16 protein-coding genes are annotated in these 17,832 nt (G+C 71.4%); 13 read left to right on the forward strand and 3 right to left on the reverse strand.

The window, feature by feature from the left end:
• Positions 1-1,740: 1,740 nt before the first annotated feature.
• Positions 1,741-2,460: a GntR family transcriptional regulator gene (locus ABD946_RS39585; protein ID WP_345288895.1), complete on the reverse strand. Its 720-nt coding sequence runs from the start codon at positions 2,458-2,460 to the stop codon at positions 1,741-1,743.
• A gap of 158 nt (positions 2,461-2,618) precedes the next feature.
• Here ABD946_RS39585 and ABD946_RS39590 point away from each other — a divergent pair, with 158 nt between their 5' ends.
• The 5 genes from ABD946_RS39590 to ABD946_RS39610 all read left to right on the forward strand — a co-directional run bounded on the left by ABD946_RS39590 (position 2,619) and on the right by ABD946_RS39610 (position 7,314).
• Entirely contained in the window at positions 2,619-3,026 is a 408-nt protein-coding gene (locus tag ABD946_RS39590) for an SCO3933 family regulatory protein (RefSeq protein ID WP_345288896.1), read from the forward strand.
• Positions 3,027-3,055: 29 nt separating this feature from the next.
• The gene (locus ABD946_RS39595) at positions 3,056-3,265 is read left to right on the forward strand and encodes a hypothetical protein (RefSeq protein ID WP_345288897.1); all 210 of its coding nucleotides are present in this window, start codon (positions 3,056-3,058) and stop codon (positions 3,263-3,265) included.
• Positions 3,265-4,680 (forward strand): cell division protein FtsK, encoded by a 1,416-nt coding sequence (locus ABD946_RS39600; protein ID WP_345288898.1) that lies wholly within the window; start codon positions 3,265-3,267, stop codon positions 4,678-4,680. Before ABD946_RS39595 ends, ABD946_RS39600 begins: the two co-directional genes overlap by 1 nt.
• A gap of 41 nt (positions 4,681-4,721) precedes the next feature.
• Positions 4,722-5,564 (forward strand): DUF2637 domain-containing protein, encoded by an 843-nt coding sequence (locus tag ABD946_RS39605; protein ID WP_345288899.1) that lies wholly within the window; start codon positions 4,722-4,724, stop codon positions 5,562-5,564.
• Positions 5,565-5,673: 109 nt separating this feature from the next.
• Positions 5,674-7,314: a replication initiator gene (locus ABD946_RS39610; protein WP_345290563.1), complete on the forward strand. Its 1,641-nt coding sequence runs from the start codon at positions 5,674-5,676 to the stop codon at positions 7,312-7,314.
• Here ABD946_RS39610 and ABD946_RS39615 read toward each other — a convergent pair.
• Positions 7,265-8,839 carry a recombinase family protein gene (locus ABD946_RS39615; protein WP_345288901.1) on the reverse strand — a complete coding sequence of 525 codons (1,575 nt, stop codon included), beginning with the start codon at positions 8,837-8,839 and terminating at the stop codon, positions 7,265-7,267. The two genes, ABD946_RS39610 and ABD946_RS39615, sit on opposite strands and share 50 nt — an antisense overlap.
• 49 nt (positions 8,840-8,888) lie before the next feature.
• Here ABD946_RS39615 and ABD946_RS39620 point away from each other — a divergent pair, with 49 nt between their 5' ends.
• Positions 8,889-9,068, forward strand: coding sequence for a thiamine biosynthesis protein ThiC (locus ABD946_RS39620; RefSeq protein ID WP_345288915.1), 180 nt, complete (start codon positions 8,889-8,891; stop codon positions 9,066-9,068).
• Between the two features lie 113 nt (positions 9,069-9,181).
• On the opposite strand, the gene ABD946_RS39625 is transcribed toward ABD946_RS39620, so the two are convergent.
• Positions 9,182-10,273, reverse strand: coding sequence for a helix-turn-helix transcriptional regulator (locus tag ABD946_RS39625; protein WP_345288902.1), 1,092 nt, complete (start codon positions 10,271-10,273; stop codon positions 9,182-9,184).
• 491 nt (positions 10,274-10,764) lie between these two features.
• On the opposite strand from ABD946_RS39625, the gene ABD946_RS39630 reads away from it, so the two are divergent.
• The 7 genes from ABD946_RS39630 to ABD946_RS39660 all read left to right on the forward strand — a co-directional run.
• Entirely contained in the window at positions 10,765-11,763 is a 999-nt protein-coding gene (locus ABD946_RS39630; protein WP_345288903.1) for an aspartyl/asparaginyl beta-hydroxylase domain-containing protein, read from the forward strand.
• Positions 11,764-11,824: 61 nt separating this feature from the next.
• A complete protein-coding gene (locus ABD946_RS39635; RefSeq protein ID WP_345288905.1) occupies positions 11,825-13,015 on the forward strand; it encodes a GNAT family N-acetyltransferase in 1,191 nt (396 codons plus the stop codon).
• Between the two features lie 51 nt (positions 13,016-13,066).
• Positions 13,067-14,380, forward strand: a complete 1,314-nt coding sequence (locus tag ABD946_RS39640; RefSeq protein WP_345288906.1) for an MFS transporter — start codon at positions 13,067-13,069, stop codon at positions 14,378-14,380.
• A gap of 99 nt (positions 14,381-14,479) precedes the next feature.
• Complete coding sequence (locus tag ABD946_RS39645; protein WP_345288907.1) at positions 14,480-15,805, forward strand: ATP-grasp domain-containing protein; 1,326 nt, start codon at positions 14,480-14,482, stop codon at positions 15,803-15,805.
• 78 nt (positions 15,806-15,883) lie between these two features.
• Positions 15,884-16,072 carry a lysine biosynthesis protein LysW gene (locus tag ABD946_RS39650; protein WP_345288908.1) on the forward strand — a complete coding sequence of 63 codons (189 nt, stop codon included), beginning with the start codon at positions 15,884-15,886 and terminating at the stop codon, positions 16,070-16,072.
• Positions 16,069-16,932: a RimK family alpha-L-glutamate ligase gene (locus tag ABD946_RS39655; RefSeq protein WP_345288909.1), complete on the forward strand. Its 864-nt coding sequence runs from the start codon at positions 16,069-16,071 to the stop codon at positions 16,930-16,932. Before ABD946_RS39650 ends, ABD946_RS39655 begins: the two co-directional genes overlap by 4 nt.
• Before the next feature lie 73 nt (positions 16,933-17,005).
• On the forward strand, positions 17,006-17,832 hold an 827-nt coding region (locus ABD946_RS39660), incomplete at its 3' end, for a PLP-dependent aminotransferase family protein (RefSeq protein WP_345290564.1).

The raw sequence follows: 17,832 nt of genomic DNA on the forward strand, positions 1-17,832 counted from the left end.
CAAGGGGCTCGGCGTGTGTGATGCGCCGGGCCCTACTTGCGTTGCACGGGCGGCCAGGGGCGTTGGTGGGCGGGGGCAGACGGGGACCATTCCGGCCGGGCTCCCCGATAGCTGCCGAGAGTAGGGGCGGGCGGGTTCGGTCAAGCCCGCTGGACGGGCCTGTACCTGGCCGTGGTGGCGAGCGTTGCGGGCTTGACGGGTTCCGTCCGCCCCGGATCATCGGGCAGCGGGGAGCCTGGACGTACGGCGGGCAACCATCGGCCTTGACCTTGGCCACGCCGGGCCGGACCGCTGTCCGGGTCGTCCTGGCCCTGCTCGACCGCCACCCCGTTCCTTGCGCCGCCAGCGGGGCCGCCCATAGCGGGGCGCGAGACAGGAGCGGCGGGCGGAAACGCGGCGGCGCGCGGCCCGCCTCTGGCGGGCCGCCCTTGATCCAGTAATGAAACTTTGAACACCGCCTCCCCCGCCCTCTCCGTCTGCCTGGATCTGGCCGCCTTCTGCCGGCCGTGCACCTTCCCCATCCCCGTCGCCTTGCCGGGCCGTCTGCGTCAGGAATCCGCGGTGCCCATCCCCGCGTGCACCCTGTTGGCCGGGCCCTGGCTGCTGTCCGCGCGCCGTGATCCGGCCTTGGCCCTGGCCGTGCTCCGGGCTGCTGCGATGAATCCTGGCTCCGGTGTCACACCGACGCCCGGATCGGCACCTCTATGTGCGATGCCGCCTCCTGCCCGCGCCCGGACCCCTAGCACAAGATCGGCGCGATACGTCGGGCTGATCGCGGCTCATGGTTGGCCTGTGCGGTCTCGCTGCCGGGCGTCGCGGAAGAAAGTTCGCCGCAGATGTCACACGGGCCCCGATTTCGCGGCCTCTATCAGGTGAAGGGCCATTTCAGGAGCGAACCGGGAGGAACAGGGCATGTCGGATATGGGGCGGCGTTCGCCGAAGACTGTCCACAGGCTGTGCGTGGCGTACTGGCCATGCGGGCCGAGGGGCTTCTACCGGAGTTCTCCGGCCGGACCAAACCGGGGATCGGAGTGCACTGTGGGGCTGACCGCGCGAGCCAGGCCGTGGCCGGCTGACTCGGCCGGAGGTGTCGCCTGGGGGCGGCTACCACGGGCTGTATCGCCTGCGCAAGGACACGCCTGGCGCACAGGATCAGTCTTGCTCCGGCGGACAGGCCGTTCGGAGTTGTCGGCGGGAAGGGCTTGCCGACGGGAGGAGGGGTGTGAAATGCGTCATGCCGGATCGTCTCACCCTGTGTCATTCCGTCCCGTTGGCTCTCGTTCTTTCTCACCGCTTATTCCAGGAAACTACTTCCTGGTTTTCGCAGAGTTGAATTGTCCGCCGTCTTCGGGTTGTGTGTGCGTCAGATCCCACCCAGCGGGAAGCGCAGAAACGTTCCTCCCGCAGGGCGGGATCTGCCCGGCCGCGAGGTGCCCTTGGGCCCCGCACGGTGCCATGGTGGAGCTTCGGGGACCTACGCCCCGGGGAGCCTGGCGCTCTGAGCTGGGCCAGCGCGGAACTCACCGGTTTTCTCACCGGCGGCCTGCGCGAGGGTGTTGCGGGCGGACCCCAGATTCGGGGAGAGAAGCGGTGAGTTTGGCAGGGTTCAGCGGGGCGACCGAATCGGCTACGACGTACGGGGAGAACGAGCACTGATGCACGGCGAATTCGGCCGCCTTATCGAAATGCTGGCAACCGTCGGCGGCCAGCTGGCTGACCTTGGCGAGGAAATGGCCGACCTCAACGAGCGGATCGCTCGACTTGCTCAACCCGGGCCCGCATCTCCCGCATCTCCTGCTGGAACTGCTGGACCTGGACGGCCAGTCCGGTGACCAGTTCGGTAAGCGTGGCGAGGTCGGCGGCGGACACCTGGACGGTCTCCCCGCCGGCCGGTGCTTCGGCCTGCTCGCCCCCGGCTGCCTCGCTGGCCGCCTCTTCGCTGCTGGCCGCCTGCTCCTGGTCCTGCTCGGCGGGAGGGTAGTAGCCGGCCTCCGCGAGGTCGCGCAGCACGTGCCGGGGCTCGGCGCCCGATCGGAGCTTCCGCATGAACTGCTCGTACACCTCGTCTAGTTCACTCTCGCGCATCGGCTGCAAGGTGTCGTAGACCGCGCGCTCCACCTCCTCGAAGGGCGTGTCGCGGTAGGGGTCGGGCGCGTCGGCGGACTCGGGCTTCCAGTCGGGGAACCCCTGGACGGGGTAGGGCCGGGCGTCGCTGAACTGCTCCGGGCTCTTGCGGACGTAGCTGCCCCGACTCTGCACCGAGTAGATCAACCGCTCGTCCTTGAGGACCTTCAGCGCGGACTGGATCGTCGCGCTGGCCAGCCCGAACCGCGCCTGCAACTCCCGCGCGCTCGGCAGCTTCTCGCCCGCCTTCAGGCGACCCTCCTCGATGTCCTTGCGCAGGACATCCGCGGCCTGCTGGTACGGGGGCCGTGGGTCGTCTTCGAGCGGCAGCGTCATAGGTCGAGGGTAGCCGCCCGCCCGTACAGATGACACACCCCCGCCATGTGTATCAGCACAGATGCTTGTTTCATGTGTTGCATGTGTCCTATGTGTTCGGCTACTGTTCCGGGTGTCGGAGTTCACCGGCACCTCCCCTCCCACCCCTGGAGTCCTTCATGGCTCGTATCACCATCCGTCCCGACCTGACCGGCACGACCCACATGGTTGCGGTGCCGCCGGTCCCGAAGCTGGCCGACGCCGCCACCGGCCAGATCGCCACCGACCGGGAGACCGGCGCCTCGCTCTACACGGTCCAGCTCCTGGAGACGTTCGAGGCGACCGCCCAGCTGATCAAGGTCACCGTTCCGGAGACCGGTCTCGACGCCGGTCTCGTGCCCGGTGCGATCGTGCGCCCGGTCGGCCTGACCGCCACCCCGTGGGCGAACCTGTTCAACGGTCAGGTGCAGTCCGGCGTCGCCTATCGCGCGGCCTCCGTGGTCCCGGTCGCCCCTGCCGCACCGGCTTCCGCGCCGAAGGCGTCGGCCTCGAAGGTGTCCGCCGCAGAGCCGGTGGCCGCGCCGTGACACCCGACCCCTCCCGCTCCGTCGGGCCCGTGGACTCCTCCTCCACGGGCCCGGCCCCGGCCCCGGTGATCTATCCGCTGCCCGCGCTGGACGACGACTTCCGGTTCACCTTCGGCCTGCTGTCGGACATTGCGGCGGTCGTAGCAGGGCACGGCTATCCGCCGGTGACCTCTGGGCCGGACCTCATCCGCCTGCAACAGGCCCTCTTCTCCTTCCTCTACTCCAAGGACGTGCCCTGATGGACATCACCATCCCCGGCCTAGCGCGGGTGATCATCCCGCCGGAGCTGCTGTGCGTCGTCGGCCTGGTGGCGCTGGTGCTGCTCGCCTGGCTGCTCGTGATCTGTGGGCGCTACCTGCGCGCCGACGCTGGCACTCGCGCCACCATCCGCCAGGCGTGGCGCATCCGCCGGACCTGGCCCCGCCTGGCCCGTAACCTCGGCCTGACCACCACCGACCGCACACCCACCTTCCTCCAGTCGCTCACCGCCACCGACAAGGGCGGCAAGCCCGAACCCCGCGTCCTCACCCCCGCCCTGGCCACCAAGGCCGACCGGTACGGCGTGATGGTGGAGGTCAAGACGGTGGCCAAGGTCGGCCTGGCGGAGTTCCAGCGCCACGTCGATCACCTGGCCGACGCCTGGGGCTGCACCCGCGTCTCGGTCAACCCCGGCAAGCCCGGCCGTCTGATGATCCGGGCCGTGCGGGACGAACCCCTCCTCATCCCCTCCACCTTCACCCCTGACGGCAAGCCCCCCGCCGACCTGTCGGTCTGGGACCTCGGCCTGGACGAATACGCCCTGGCTACCGTGCTGCGCATGTCGAACGTGCCCGGGGTCTGCGTCGCCGGCCTGCCCGGCTTCGGCAAGACCAGCCTGATCAACGGGCTGATCTCCCGCCTCGCCCCCTCCGGCGCGGTGCAGTTCGCCGTGGCCGACGGCAAGGTCAGCGAAGCCCATGAAGGCGACTACGCGGACGTGGTGGACCGCCTGTTCGCGTTCGTCGGTGACGACCTGGAAGCGGCGAACAAGCTGTTCACCCGCCTGGTGGACCTGCGGCGTGCCCGCTCCTCCAGCATCCGGCGCCTGCTCGGTACGCCGAACATGTGGTCAGTCGGGCCGTCCAAGAAGTGGCCGCTGGTGGTCCTCGTCATCGACGAAGCCCACACCTACTTCCGCGACTACAAGGGCTCCGACCCCACCACCAAGAAGTACGCCGCCCTGACCGCCGACAACGCCCGGTTGGTCGAAGACCTGGTCAAGAAGGGCCGCTCGGTCGGCATCGTCGTCATCGTCGCCACCCAGAAGCCCACCGGCGACGCCATCCCCACCTTCATCCGCGACGTGTGCCCCGTCTCCCTCTCCTTCGCCCAGAAGACCACCGAATCCGCGGTGGCCGCCCTCGGCGAGGACATCCGCAACTGGCCCGACGCCAACCCGGTCATCATGCAGGACCCCGGATACGTCGGCGTCGCCACCATGGCCCGCCAGGGACACGAGGGCTTCACCCGCATCCGCATCCCCTACGTCGATCCCGCCGACACCGCCCGCATCGCCCAAGCCTCCGCCCACCTGACCGCCGACCCCGGCCACCTCCTCGACCTCCTCAACGGCCCGGATCTCCTCAAGGGCGACGACCTCGCCCCGGCCGCCTGACCCCATGACAACAACTAGCAGACCACACAAGGGAGTTGGCGATGACCGCCACCACCGCGCGCGGGAGCGGCCCGGCTGACCCCGGCAAGTTCACCCGCGTCACCATCACCGCCGTGATGGCGGTCATCGCCTCCCTCGCCTTCGTCTTCTCCTTCGGCAACGTCTGGGCCCTCGCGCTGCGCCTGGGTGTCCCGCACCCGATCGCCCCGCTGATCGCCCCCATGGTGGACCTGTCCGTCGTCGGCCTCCTCGTCGCCCTCCACCACCTCACCCTCAGCGGCACCGAGGCCGAACACCTCGCCCCCGCACGGCGGTTGATGCACCTGTGCGGCTTCCTCACCCTCGCCCTCAACGTCGCCGAACCCATCGCCGCCGGCCACTACGACCGCGCCGCCCTCGACACCGTCGCCCCCACCCTCCTCCTCGGCTGGGGAGCCGTCGGCCCCACCCTCCTGCGCCACCTCCACACCCCCACCACCCCGAAGGACACCACCCCTGACCCCGACCCCGTCCCGACCGCGCCCGTTCACCCCGACCCCCTTCCCGTACTGGCTCCACCCCCACCGCAACCACCGGCGCCCGCTGAACCCGGCCCCCAACCGCACAACGCGCAACCCGGTGAAGGGCCCACGCCGCTCCCAATTGCGCTTCCTGGCCTGACCGCCCCGGCCGCTCCCAACGCCCCGCAGCCCACCCCGGCCACTGCCACCCCGGCTCTGCCGGACGTGCCGGGCCCGCTCCTGGCCGCTGCCCGCCGGATCGCCGACGACCACCACTCCACCACCGGCGACCTGATCACCGCGGCCCAGCTCCGCACGCGCCTCGGCGTCCCCGCCCACCTCGCCGACGCCGCCCACGCCCACCTGGTGGCCGTCCCCGCCTGATCCCCTGCCCCACCCGCCTCGCGCCGACCGCGCGAACACCCCGCCCAGTCGGCGCGACGGCACCCCCATGCCTCCCGCCTCACCTCAACTGCCCGGAAGGACAGACCAGATGACCAAAGAGCCCGACCTTCGGCACATCTCCTCCCTGTACGCCCGGGACCTCATCACCCTGGCCAACAACCCCGGCTTCGACCGCGTACAGGCCACCGTGGAGCGCCTCGCCGGATGCACCAGCCCCATCCAACTCGTCGGCCGCACCACCACGTTCGACACCACCACCGGCGAAGCCGTCCACGACTACACCAGCGCCTCCGAACCGCTGGGTCGCACCCTCACCGCCTGCGGCAACCGACGCGCCACCCGCTGCCCCTCCTGCTCGCGCACCTACGCCGCCGACACCTACCAGCTCATCCGCGCCGGACTCTCCGGCGGCAAGGGCACCCCCGAACAGGTCCGCACCCACCCCCGCGTCTTCCTCACCCTCACCGCCCCCTCCTTCGGCCCCGTCCACAACCGCCCCACCACCAAGAACGGCAAGCCCTTCCCCTGCCGCTGCGGCACCCTCCACCCCGCCGGCCACCCCGCCCTCGGCACACCCCTCGACCCCACCACCTACGACTACGCCGGAGCCGTCCTCTTCAACGCCCACGCCGGAGCCCTCTGGGCCCGCTTCACCACCTACCTGCGCCGCGAAGTCGCCCGCGCCGCCGGACTCACCATCGCCGAACTGCGCGACCAGTGCCGCATCTCCTTCGCCAAGGTCGCCGAGTTCCAAAAGCGCGGCCTGGTCCACTTCCACGCCATCGTCCGCCTCGACGGCCCCGAAGGCTCCACCAACACCCCGCCCGCCTGGGCCACCACCACCCTCCTGACCACCGCCATCCGCGACGCCGCCACCCGGGTCTCCATCACCGTCACCGGCGACTCCATCGGCGAACGCCACCTCACCTGGGGCGCCCAGCTCGACGTACGCGAGATCACCCGCCCCGACGCAACCGCCGACGGCACCACCCCGCTCACCGACGCCGCCGTGGCCGGCTACGTCGCCAAGTACGCCACCAAGTCCGCCGAAGGCACCGGCACCATCGACCGCCCCCTCTACTGCACGCCCTGCAAGGGACGCGGACGCACCCCCACCCCCACCGGCCTCACCCACGAGTGCGCCACCTGCGAAGGAACCGGCCTCGCCGAACCCATCGCCGACCTCGACGTTGCCCAGCACGTCCGCCAGATGATCCGCACCTGCTGGGACCTCGGCCACCGCGTCCCCGACTTCGCCGACCTCAAGCTCACCAAGTGGGCCCACATGCTCGGCTTCCGCGGCCACTTCTCCACCAAGTCCCGCCGCTACTCCACCACCCTCGGCGCACTCCGAGGAGCCCGCCGCACCTGGCACACCGAACAAGCCCGCCACCGCGCCGGCCACCCGCCCACCGACCCCACCACCACCCTCGTCGTCGGCCACTGGCGCTACCTCGCCACCGGCTACACCCCCGGCGAAGAACTCCTCGCCCAAAACCGTCCGCCACAACCGCCAAGCCCACCAACGCCTCAAGCGAGAGGGGGAGTTCGAGTGAGCGCGATGACTGACCGCCGTTCGGCGTCCCGCCTCTGCGATGACGAGGCGGTGGAACGCTGGATCGAGAAGCACTTGGCGGCTGCTCCGCGCTTCTCGGACGACCAGCTCCGGGAGATGGGCATCATCCTGGGAGTGCAGCTGACCCGCCGGACTGCTTCCACACGGGGATGAGCTGATCCACGTCGAACGGCTTGTTGCCCATGCCGCTCGGTAGCGCGATGACAGCGTGCAGGGCCTTCTTGATCAGCTCCCGCTGCTGCGCCAGTGTCTTCGACTTCCATTCCTTCTCGACGTCGGCCGTCGCCTCCTGGGCGGCGGCCTTCGCCGCTATGTTCTTGGCCTGGTCCGCGTGCAGTTCCTTGATCTTCTTTTCGAGCCCGGGCAGGTTGCGGAAGAACTGCTCGTCGTCGATCTCGCCGTTGTGCCAGCGCTGTTCGAGAGCGGTCCTACGCCCCAACGCGGCCTCTAGCTCGGCTTCCCGCCCCCAGTCGGGAACCTCCTTGGCGGCTGCTGCGGCGTCTGCCTTGAGCTTCCTCAGCACGAGCTTCGTGATGTGTTTGTCCGTCTCGTCCCCGCGCTTCCAGGTGCCGTTGCAGCCCCCGTCAACGGTCTTCTTGCAGAAGTACCCGTGTTCGTACGTAACCCACTGGTTGGCCTTCTCACCCTTCATCTTCGCGTTGCACTTCGTGCCGTCCTCCAGGACGTTGCCGCACCGGAGGATGTTGGTGAGCAGGTACTTGTGAACGAGTGCGCCCCCTGGCTGGCCCGTGCCCCCGCGCTTGCGGATGGCGGCCACGACCGCGAACCACTCCTTCGGGGTGACGATGGCGTCCCACTCGCCGACGATCGGTTGATCGTCGCCATCGCGCACCAGCTCACCCTTGATCTCGCGGTATCCGCAGAGGCGGGCGTTCATGAGTACCTGCTTGACGCTCTGGTACTGGAACAGGTTTCCCCGCGCGGTGAGGTAACCGGCGGCGTGCCACTGCCGCGTGATCTCGGAGATGGACGCTCCGGCGATCACGTCCTTCACGGCCTTCTTGATCGCGTCGGCTTCCTTCTGCCGGAGAGTGATCTTGTCGTCCTCCCAGCCGAACGGACGCCATGCGGAGACGGACTGGCCACGGATGGCCCGGTTGCGGTGGCTGTTGCGTGAGCGCCGCTGCTTCTTCCGGGTCTCGGCGAGGGACATCGCCACCCCGACGAGACCCTTGATCTCGAAGCCCTCGGCGTAGAGGTCCTGGACGCCGTTGGAGTCCCAGTACACGCGGCCCTCGTGGCTGGTGAACGCCCGAAGGTACCGCTCCCAGTCTCCGGGCCGCCGGTACAGCCGGTCGTCGTTGTCCGCCATCACGCCGTGGATCGGGTAGCCCTCGGGGGTGTGGCCGGCGCGGAGGTCTACGACGAGTTGTTCGAAGTCGTCGCGGACGACGGTCTCCTTGCTCGCGCTCTTGTCGTTGTCCGTGTAGCGGTAGACCACGAGCCAGCCGAACGACCGCGCCTTCTCCGCGAGGTTCCGGTGTTGATCCTCAACGCCGTGGGCGTCCTTCACGCGCCCGTCGAACGAGATGCGCGCGTAGCAGACGACGCACTTCATACCGGGGTTGGCTTCGAGCATCGCGCGCACCTCCTCCACAGACGGAAGGTCGGGCGGCGTCCCTCGGAGCGCCTTGATCAGCTCTTCGCGTGCAGCCATGTGCGGGCCCCCTCAGCTGTAGCCAGTACTTCAGCCAGCAGAGTAGCCGATGCCGCTTCTGTTGAAGTTCTGCTCGATGAAGATCTCGCAGAAGATCCGCGACGAGCACGGCGACGGCTCCAGTGCCGTGGCCACCGACTTCGACGCCGAGGCGCTGGCCGGCATGCAGGCCAAGTCCGAGGAGTTCGCCGCCGCCGGCAACCGGGTCTACCTCCCGCTGGCCGACTGACCCGTCGTCACCCGAACCGCGCTGCTCCGGGGGGAGGAGGGGACTCCCCGGGGCGGCGCTCCGGCCGGTGGGGCCACCGGCCCCCGGCCGGGCCGCCGGGGGCCGGGGGCCGGTCAGGCGGGGATGCTCTCGTAGTGCACCGGGCGGCACGGGTCGGCGAGCAGGTAGCCGTCGGGGGAGACGTTCAGCGGGCCGTCCTCGATCAGGCCGCGCTGGAGCGCGCGGTAGCCGGCCTGGAAGCGGCTGGTGGCGTCGAGCTCCTGCATGATCTCGGCGATGTGCTTGCGGCAGGTGCGCACCGACATGCCGAGCGAGCGGGCGATCACCTCGTCCTTGAGGCCGTCGGCCATCAGCCGGAGCACGGTGCGCTTGGCGCTGCTCAGGCCGGAGTCGGCCGGCCGGTGCGGGCGGTGCGGGGTGAGGAAGGGATTGCTCCAGCGCCAGACCCGTTCGAAGTCGTCGGCGAGCAGCCCGACCAGGGTGGGTTCGCGGATCAGCAGTGCCCGTTCGGGGTGCTCCCGGTCGCCGACGAAGGCCGTCTCCCGGTCGAAGATGATCATTCGGGTGAAGTCCTCCCCGAAGATCCGGACCTCCGCGCCCTTGCGGGTGACCTCGTGGACGTAGTCCCTGGTCGGCCCGGAGAAGGCGGCGGTGTGCTGGTAGATCGTCCGCATCCGCAGGCCGCGCTGGAGCATCGCGAGCGCGCGAGGGGTGGCCTCGACCAGCATCTCGCGCTGGCGCCCGCCGCCGGGCTGGGCGGTCAGGATCTCCTGCCGGCACCGGGCGCTCGCCGCGTCCAGCGCGGTGCGCACCGCGCCCAGGTCCTCCAGCACCTCGATCGAGGTGGTCGACGGCTCGGGTGCGGTGCTGTGCTCCTCGTACACCGGGAGCAGCGCGGTGAGCTCCTCGCGGACCCGGGTGATGTCCAACTTCTGTAGCAGGATGGACATTTCGACCGGGGCGATCAGGTTGGTGAGGGCGGTGGAGGGGTGCACCGCGGCCCAGCCGTCGGCCTGGGGCTGGAGCAGGTGCATGGCCACCAGTCCGTCCACCAGGGTGCCGGCCTCGGACTCGGTGACCCCGGCGACCTCGGCGGCCGAGGAGAGGGTGAGGGTGCCGGTCTCCAGGGCCAGCCGGTAGATGGCCACGCTGGTGGAGCTGAGCGATGGCAGGAGCGGGGCGGGTCCGGCGTTCGGCAAGATCACGATGTCAACCTCGTGTGGTGGGGGCGACTCGGTTGCTGGTCGAGGCAGTTCGCATGCTGGTGGGCGAGCTGCGGATTACTGCAACTATCCGTGAGATGGCCGGAGTTGTGTCACCTCCAGGGGAAGCCTTAACACGGCCTTCATACTCCGTGGACGAATCGCAGAGAAATCACCGACTTGAGGTAGTCCGGGGCATGGTGTCCGAGGTCTCCCCTCACCTTGCTGCAGTTCAGGTTCATGCGACCCCGAAGTACTCCCGGATCGGCCCGGGGTTCGCCCAAGCTGATGTTCCAAGCGTTCCCCAACCCGGCGAAAGCGAGGCAGAACATGCGCCCATTCCGTCACTTCCTCCTGCGGCTCGCGGCCCTGGCCGTCGTCGCGGCGGGCACCGTCTCCCTCCTTCCCGGGGACCCGGGCTGGGGCTGACCGGTCGTCAGCCCGGCTGCCCGAACCGTCCGCACACCGAGTCCGGCAAGAGGAGAGAGCACGAGATGACCGACGTGACGGAGCACCAGCCGCATGTGGTGGCAGGCCTGCCGCCCGCAGCCCGGCTGGGGCTCGACTTCGACGTCGACCGACTGGCCGCCGACGTCGCGGAGCTGCGCCGGCGGGCCTGGAGCCTGCAGCGCACCTACGGCGCCGACGGCGTGATCGGTGAGGCGCCGATCGACTGGCGGGTGCTGCCGCTGCGCAGCCCCGGCGGCGACCCGGACCGCACCGACCCGGGTGGCCCCGGGCTGGTGGACTTCGCCCCGACCGAGTGGCTGGCCCAGGCCCCGTACCTGGCCGAGGTGTTGGAGACCATCCCGGCGGAGATCCGCAGCGCCCGCCTGATGGCGCTCGGCCCCGGCGCGGCCTCGGCCGAGCACTACGACAACAAGTACGGCGTCGCCTGGGGCACCGCCCGGGTGCACGTCCCGATCCTCACCCACTCCGAGGCCCGGATGTACATCGCGGGCGAACTCCAGCAGTGGCAGCCGGGCACCTTCTGGTTCGGCGACTTCAGCCGCACCCACAAGGTGGAGAACTCCGGCACCGAGACCCGGGTCCACCTGGTGATCGACACCCTGCCGAGCAAGGAGCTGTTCGCGCTCTTCCCGGACGCGGTGCGAGAGGCGGTCGACCCGGCCGACATCGTCTTCGACCGGGGCCGCAAGCCGCTCACCGAGGCCGAGTCCGAGGCCGTGCTGGTCAGCTTCGACCTGCCCGCCTCGTTCGCCAACTGGGAGGAGGAGGAAGGCGAGTTCCTGCGTCCGCAGGAGCAGCTGGCGGCCGCCGTCGAGCGGGACGGCGAGCACCTGGTGCTGACCCTGGCGGGCAAGCCGGAGTTCCGGCTGGTGCACCTGGACGGCCTGGAGTTCCGCTTCGCGGGCTGGACCGAGGAGCGCACCGTGCAGGTCGTCCCGGACGGCGACACCCCGCGGGTGGTGCTGCGCACCCGCAAGGGCGCCGAGGTGCAGCAGACGGAGCTGGCTGCCCGTCGCGGCTGACCCGCCGTCACGCACGGCTGGGCCACGGGCCGGCCGCCCTCAGAGACAGGACCCCACCGGTATGACACTCACCTCGGCCTTCGCCGACTTCCGGGGCGGAATCCCCGCCGACGACTGGAACACCCTGGCCGCCGACCGGCTCTACTCCTCCGCGGACTGGCTCCGGTTCTGCGCGACCGACATCGGCGGGACCACCACCACCGGCGGGCTGCACGTGGCCGTGGGGGAGGAGGGCACCGCGGCGGTGCCGGTCACCGCCGTCGAGCACGAGCCCAACTCCTTCTACCAGTGGGAGTCCCACCTGGAGCCGCTCGGACTCTCCGGCGGCGGGGCGGCCGGCCTGCTGCTCGGCCAGCGCCGCGGCTACCAGACCCACCTGTTGGCCTCCTCCGGCCTCGGGCGGGACCGGGCCGCCGCGGCGCTGTACGAGCAGATCCAGAAGCTCCGGTCGGACCTGGCCGGATCGGAGCTGCTGCCCTCCTCCGCCGGGGACCGGCCGGTGCCGGCCTTCGGCCTCTTCCTGACCACCGAGGACGTGCTGGCGCTGCGGGCCGCGGGGGCCGCCGGGCCGCCGCTGCTGCTGGCGGCGGACGCCTGGATCCCGATCCCCGAGGGCGGTTGGACGGAGTGGCTGCACGGCCTGCCGTCCAAGCGCCGCACCGACATGGTCCGACGGGACGTCAAGCGCTTCGAGGAGGCGGGCTACCGGATCACCGACTCCACCCTGGGCGAGTCCGCCCGGGTGGCGGCCGAACTGCTGGTCGGCACCCAGGCCCGGTACGGGCACGGCGCCGATCCGGAGGTGCTCACCGAGTCGTTCCGCCGGCAGGCGGCCGCGATGGGTGACGCCGCCCGGGTGGCGTTCTGCGGCCGGGAGGGCGAACCGCCGGTCGGCTTCTGCCTCTACTACGTCTGGGGCGACACCACCTACCTGCGGGCGGCCGGCTTCGACTACGGGCGGCTGCAGGACGCCTGCGAGTACTTCAACACCGTCTACTACGCGCCGATCCGGGCCGCGGCGGCGGCCGGCTGCCGCTGGGTGCACGCCGGGATCGAGGCGGCCGACGCCAAGGCCCTGCGCGGTGCCGAGCTGCGGCCGCTCTGGCTGCTCGACCTGGCCGGGGACAGCCCGCTGGCCGCGCACGACGCGACGTTCCGGGCGCACAACGCGGCCGAGCTGGCCAAGCTCACCGGAGCCTCCGGGGCGGTTGCCAAGGCGCTGGTGGGCGAGAGCTTCGCCCCGTTCTGCTGACCTGCGGTCACCCTTCCACCTCCGTTTCCGAACTCGCCCGATGGGATCGTCATGCCCTCCGAACTCCCGCGCCGGACCCAGGCGTTGGTCATCTCGCCGGACTTCGGCCGATTCTGGCTCGGCCAGGCGCTGGCCAATCTGGCGGGCAAGGGCATCACCCTGCTGATCCCGCTGGTGGCCGTGGTCGCCCTGGACGCCGGCCCGGCCGAGGTCGGCCTCCTGAACGCGGCGCAGTTCCTGCCGCTGCTGGTGTTCACCCTGTTCGCCGGGGCCTGGCTGAGCGGCCGTCCGCACCGCCCGGTGCTGATCGCCGCGCACACCGCCAACGCGGTGCTGCTGGCCCTCGTCCCCCTGGTCACCGCGCTCGGCGGCCTCGACATCCGGCTGCTCTACGCGGTGGTCTTCGCGATCGGCGCGATCACCTGCTTCGCCGACGTCTGCGCCCTCGCCTACGCCCCGGCGCTGGTGGACGGCGAGCGGCTGGTGGTGGCCAACAGCAGGCTGGAGACCACCTACGCACTGGCCACCGTGGCCGCGCCCGGGGTGGGCGGCATCCTGCTGGGCGCGCTCGGCGGCTCGCTCTCGCTCTCCCTCGGGGTGGCGGCCTACCTGCTGGCGGTGGTCTCCTTCACGCTGATCCGGCACCGGGCGGCCCCGGCCGCCGCGGCGGGGGAGGCGGCACCCCGGGCCGGGATCGTCCGGCTCGTCCGGGAGGGCCTGGCGTTCTCCTGGCGGGTGCCGCTGCTGCGCCGGCTCACCCTCCAGGCGGCCTGGTTCAACCTCTTCGAGCAGGCCGTGCTCACCCTCTACCTGGTCTACGCCGTCAAGGAGTTGGGCTTCTCCCCCGGCCTGCTCGGGATCACGATGATGATCGGCGGGGCGGGTTCGGTGCTCGGCTCGATGGCCGCCTCCCGGATCGGCCGCAGGCTCGGCGCGGCCCGCACCCTGATCGCCGGGATCGGCCTGGCCTCGGCCGGACCGCTGGTCTTCCCGCTGGTCTCCGGCCCGGTCTGGCTGACCGCCGCGCTCTGCACCGCCTCCTTCGTGGTCTACGGCTTCGGCCTGACCGTCTTCAACATCTTCAGCCTGACGGCCCGTCAGCGCACCACCACCGAGGAGTTGCTGGCCCCGGCCTCGGCCACCAACCGCTTCGTGGCCTTCGGCACCATCGGCATCGGCGCCGCCCTCGGCGGCGCGGCCGGCAGTGGGCTGGGCCTGCGGCCCGCCCTGTGGGTGGCGGCGGTGGCCCTGCTGCTCGGCTGGCTGGTCTTCGCGGTCACCCTGCTCCGCTCCGGCTCGGACGGCGAGGGCGGGCGGCACGAGGACCCGGCCGTCGCCCGGGACGCCGTCCCGGCCGCCGCCTGACGGGACCCGCCGCCCGACGAGACCCGCACCCGTACCGAGGCCGGCGGCGGACCCCACCCGCCCCGGCCCCCCCTCTGACCCACGGAGTGACGAATCATCATGCCTTCCGACCACCGGACCGAACCGCCCGAGAACCGTCCCGACGCCCTGCTGCTGATGGGCGACCTGGTGGTGCTGGCCCGTCAGGGCCGCCTGATCACCGACGCCGTCCGGCGTGGCCTGGCACCGATCGCGGTGGTCAGCCCGGACACCGACCAGGACCGGCTGGCCGCGCTGCGGGCCGATCCGGCCAGTCCGCTGGCCGGGCTGGCCGAGGTGGTGCGGGTGGCCGACGCCAAGCCGTCCACCGTGGCCCCGGCGGTGGCGCCGCTGCTGCACCGCTACCGGGTGCGCGGGGTGATCTCGGTCGGCGAGGTCTTCGTCGAGCCGGTCGGGGTGCTGGCCGACGCGCTCGGCCTGCCCGGCACGGGCTCGGCCGCCGCACTGATCTGCCGGGACAAGCTGCTCCAGCGGATCGCCGCCCCGGCTTACGCCCCGGCCTGGCGGACCGTCCCGGCCGAGGACCGGGCCACCTTCACCCTGCCGGCCGGCGAGTTCCCGGTCGTGGTCAAGCCGGCCGGCCGGTTCTACAGCTCGGGGGTGCGGATGGTGCACACCCAGGCGGAGCTGACCGAGGCGCTGGGCGCACTGGCCGGGCACGAGACGGCGCTGGTGGAGGCCCGGGTGAGCGGGCCCGAGTACTCCGTCGAGGCGCTGGTGCAGGGCGGCGAGGTGATCTGGTCCGGCGTCACCGGGAAGGAGAGCAACGAGGCCGGCGGCCGCTACTTCACCGAGGTCGAGCACACCTCGCCGGCCGAGCTGGACGAGGAGGCCCGGGAGGCGCTGGTCGCGGCCAACCGCGAGGTGCTCCGGCTGGTCGGCCTGCGGGACGGCATCACGCACGCCGAGTACCGGTACACCGAGCGTGGCGTGGTGCTGATGGAGGTGGCCGCCCGGCTGCCCGGCGACGGCATCACCTTCCTCTGGGAGCTGGCCACCGGCCAGGGCGTCGAGCCGGTGATGCTCGACCTGGCGCTCGGTCTCCCGGCCTCGTACCCGCAGCCCCGGCGGCGGGCCCGGCAGCACTTCCTGGAGCACGGGCACGGCGTGCTGGCGGACGTCACCGCCGAGGGCGCCGAGGTGTACTGGACCGCCCGGGACGACCGCTGGCCGTCCTTCGCCCCGCTCGCCGCCGACGCCCCGGCCGCGCTGCACGCGGTGCTGACCGGCCGCCGACCCGGTGACCTGCTCGGCCCGCAGGTGGACTCCGGCCACCGCTCCGCCTCGCTGATCCTGGACGCCCCGCTGGGCGAGCCGATCGCCCAGGCCACCAAGACCTTCGCCGAGCAGGTCCGGGTCGTCGTCGACCCGGCACCGGCCGGCTGACCCCCGATCGGAACCGGACCGGTCGACACCCGGTCCGCCCGAACCACCACTACCCGACGAACACAGAGGAGAGGAACCATGTCAGCCACCACAACCGCCCCCGCCTGCCTGGTCTGTGACAGCCCGATCGAGGTCCAGCCCGGCTGGGAGGTCGGCGAGATCCTGGAGTGCGGGGCCTGCGGCCAGGAGCACGAAGTGGTCGAGAAGACCGACGCCACCGTGAAGGTCGAGCTGGCCCCCGAGGTCGAAGAGGACTGGGGCGAGTGAGCCGGGAGGCGGCCGACGTCCTGCTCTCGCTCACCATGCTGCGGCCGGAGGAGCGGCTGCTGCTGGACGCCCTGCGGTCCCGCGGCGTGACCGTGCGCACCGCGCTCCCGCCGGACCTGGCGGGCGTGCTGTCCGGGCAGGAGGCGGCGCCCCGGCTGGTGGTGCTGCGCAATCTCTCGCACCGGGAGGCGATCGGCACCGCGCGCCGGCTGGAGCAGGCCGGTGTGCCCACCTTCAACTCGGCCGCCGCCATCGAGGTCTGCAACGACAAGGGCCTGCAGGCCCTGATGCTGGCCCGGCACGGCATCGCGCACCCGCGCTCGCTGCACGCCTTCACCCACGACCAGGTCCGGGAGGCGGTCGAGGAGCTGGGCTGGCCCTCGGTGGTCAAGCCGGTGAGCGGCTCCTGGGGCCGGGGCGTGGTCCGGCTGGTGGACGAGGAGTGCCTGGACGTCTGGACCGGGGCCCGCGAGTCGGTGGACGCGACCGGGAAGCTCTTCCCGGTGCTGGTCCAGCAGTACGTCGAGAAGCCGGGCCACGACCTGCGGGTGGTGGTGGTCGGCCGGGAGCCGGTGGTCGCCTTCCGCCGGGTCTCCGAGGACTGGCGGACCAACACCCACCTCGGCGCCCAGGTCGAACGGGCCGAGCTGACCGAGGAGATGGCCAAGCTCTGCCTGGCCGTGGTGGACCAGCTCGGCGAGGGGTTCTACGGGGTCGACCTGATCGAGGACCGGGAGACCGGTGAGACCGCCGTGCTGGAGGTCAACGCCAACCCGGAGTTCGCCAAGTCCTCGGCCCTGCACGGCGTGGACGTGGCCGGCCGGCTGGCCGACCACCTCGCCGCTTCGCTGCCCGGCTGACCGGCCGGCCCCACCGCCAGGCGGGGCCGGCCGGTCCGGCCAACTGCCCTGCCACACCGACGAAGAGGGTTCGATGGAACTGTTCGACACGGCGGTCGTCCTGACCCGGGTACTGACCTCGGGGACCGTGATGAGCATCGAGAAGAGTGACCGGGAACTGCCGGGACTGGAACGGCAGTTGACGAAGATCACCGGCCGCCGGAAGGCGGTCCTGGTGAACACCAGGACCGCAGCCGTGCACGCCGCGCTGACCGGCCAGGAGATCGGCTACGGCGACACCGCCGTGCTGCCCGGCCTGGACGGGCCGACCGCCGCCTTCGTCTCCTGGCTGGGCGTCACGGTGCGGGAGGCCGGGGAGACCCCGTCCTTCGTACAGATCTCGCTGGACGGCCACAACGCCCACCGGCTGGGCGAGTTGGCCCGCACCGGCGCGGCCGCCGGGGCCCCCGCCCTGGTGGTCGACCTCACCGGTCTCGGCTTCGGCCCGGCCGCGGCCGTGCTGACCGACGACCCGCGGATCTGGGCCCCGGGCCGAGCGGCTCAAGATCTTCGGTGCCTTCGACCTGCGCACCATGTGGACCCAGGAGGAGGAGAGCACCGAGCTCGTTCCCGGAGTCCAGTTCAACTACCGCCTCAGCCCGCTGGTGGCCGCCTGCGCCCGGCTGGCCCTCCTTCAGGCCGCGACCGCCGTCCCGGCCACGTCAGGAGCAACGACGTGATCACCGACTTCCCAGCCGCCCCGCTCCCGCTCCCCGACCCGGCCGAACTGGACGCCCAGCTGGCCGAGTTCGGCGGAGACCCGATCATCGCCAAGGAGTTGCGCCGGACGATCTTCCCGGTCATCACCAAGGAGGACGTCTTCGGGATGCTGCTCGCCCAGCGCGCCGAGCCGCAGAAGGC

Origin of the sequence: Kitasatospora albolonga (genome assembly GCF_039535905.1) — a bacterium.
Lineage (GTDB): Bacteria > Actinomycetota > Actinomycetes > Streptomycetales > Streptomycetaceae > Kitasatospora > Kitasatospora albolonga.

Coding starts and splice junctions, on each gene's coding strand:
- ABD946_RS39615 (WP_345288901.1), bottom strand. CDS start 8,839: ATGGCTGCACGCGAAGAGCTGATCAAGGCGCTCCGAGGGACGCCGCCC.
- ABD946_RS39640 (WP_345288906.1), top strand. CDS start 13,067: ATGCCCTCCGAACTCCCGCGCCGGACCCAGGCGTTGGTCATCTCGCCG.
- ABD946_RS39590 (WP_345288896.1), top strand. CDS start 2,619: ATGGCTCGTATCACCATCCGTCCCGACCTGACCGGCACGACCCACATG.
- ABD946_RS39600 (WP_345288898.1), top strand. CDS start 3,265: ATGGACATCACCATCCCCGGCCTAGCGCGGGTGATCATCCCGCCGGAG.
- ABD946_RS39635 (WP_345288905.1), top strand. CDS start 11,825: ATGACACTCACCTCGGCCTTCGCCGACTTCCGGGGCGGAATCCCCGCC.
- ABD946_RS39610 (WP_345290563.1), top strand. CDS start 5,674: ATGACCAAAGAGCCCGACCTTCGGCACATCTCCTCCCTGTACGCCCGG.
- ABD946_RS39645 (WP_345288907.1), top strand. CDS start 14,480: ATGCCTTCCGACCACCGGACCGAACCGCCCGAGAACCGTCCCGACGCC.
- ABD946_RS39605 (WP_345288899.1), top strand. CDS start 4,722: ATGACCGCCACCACCGCGCGCGGGAGCGGCCCGGCTGACCCCGGCAAG.
- ABD946_RS39630 (WP_345288903.1), top strand. CDS start 10,765: ATGACCGACGTGACGGAGCACCAGCCGCATGTGGTGGCAGGCCTGCCG.
- ABD946_RS39650 (WP_345288908.1), top strand. CDS start 15,884: ATGTCAGCCACCACAACCGCCCCCGCCTGCCTGGTCTGTGACAGCCCG.
- ABD946_RS39620 (WP_345288915.1), top strand. CDS start 8,889: ATGCCGCTTCTGTTGAAGTTCTGCTCGATGAAGATCTCGCAGAAGATC.
- ABD946_RS39585 (WP_345288895.1), bottom strand. CDS start 2,460: ATGACGCTGCCGCTCGAAGACGACCCACGGCCCCCGTACCAGCAGGCC.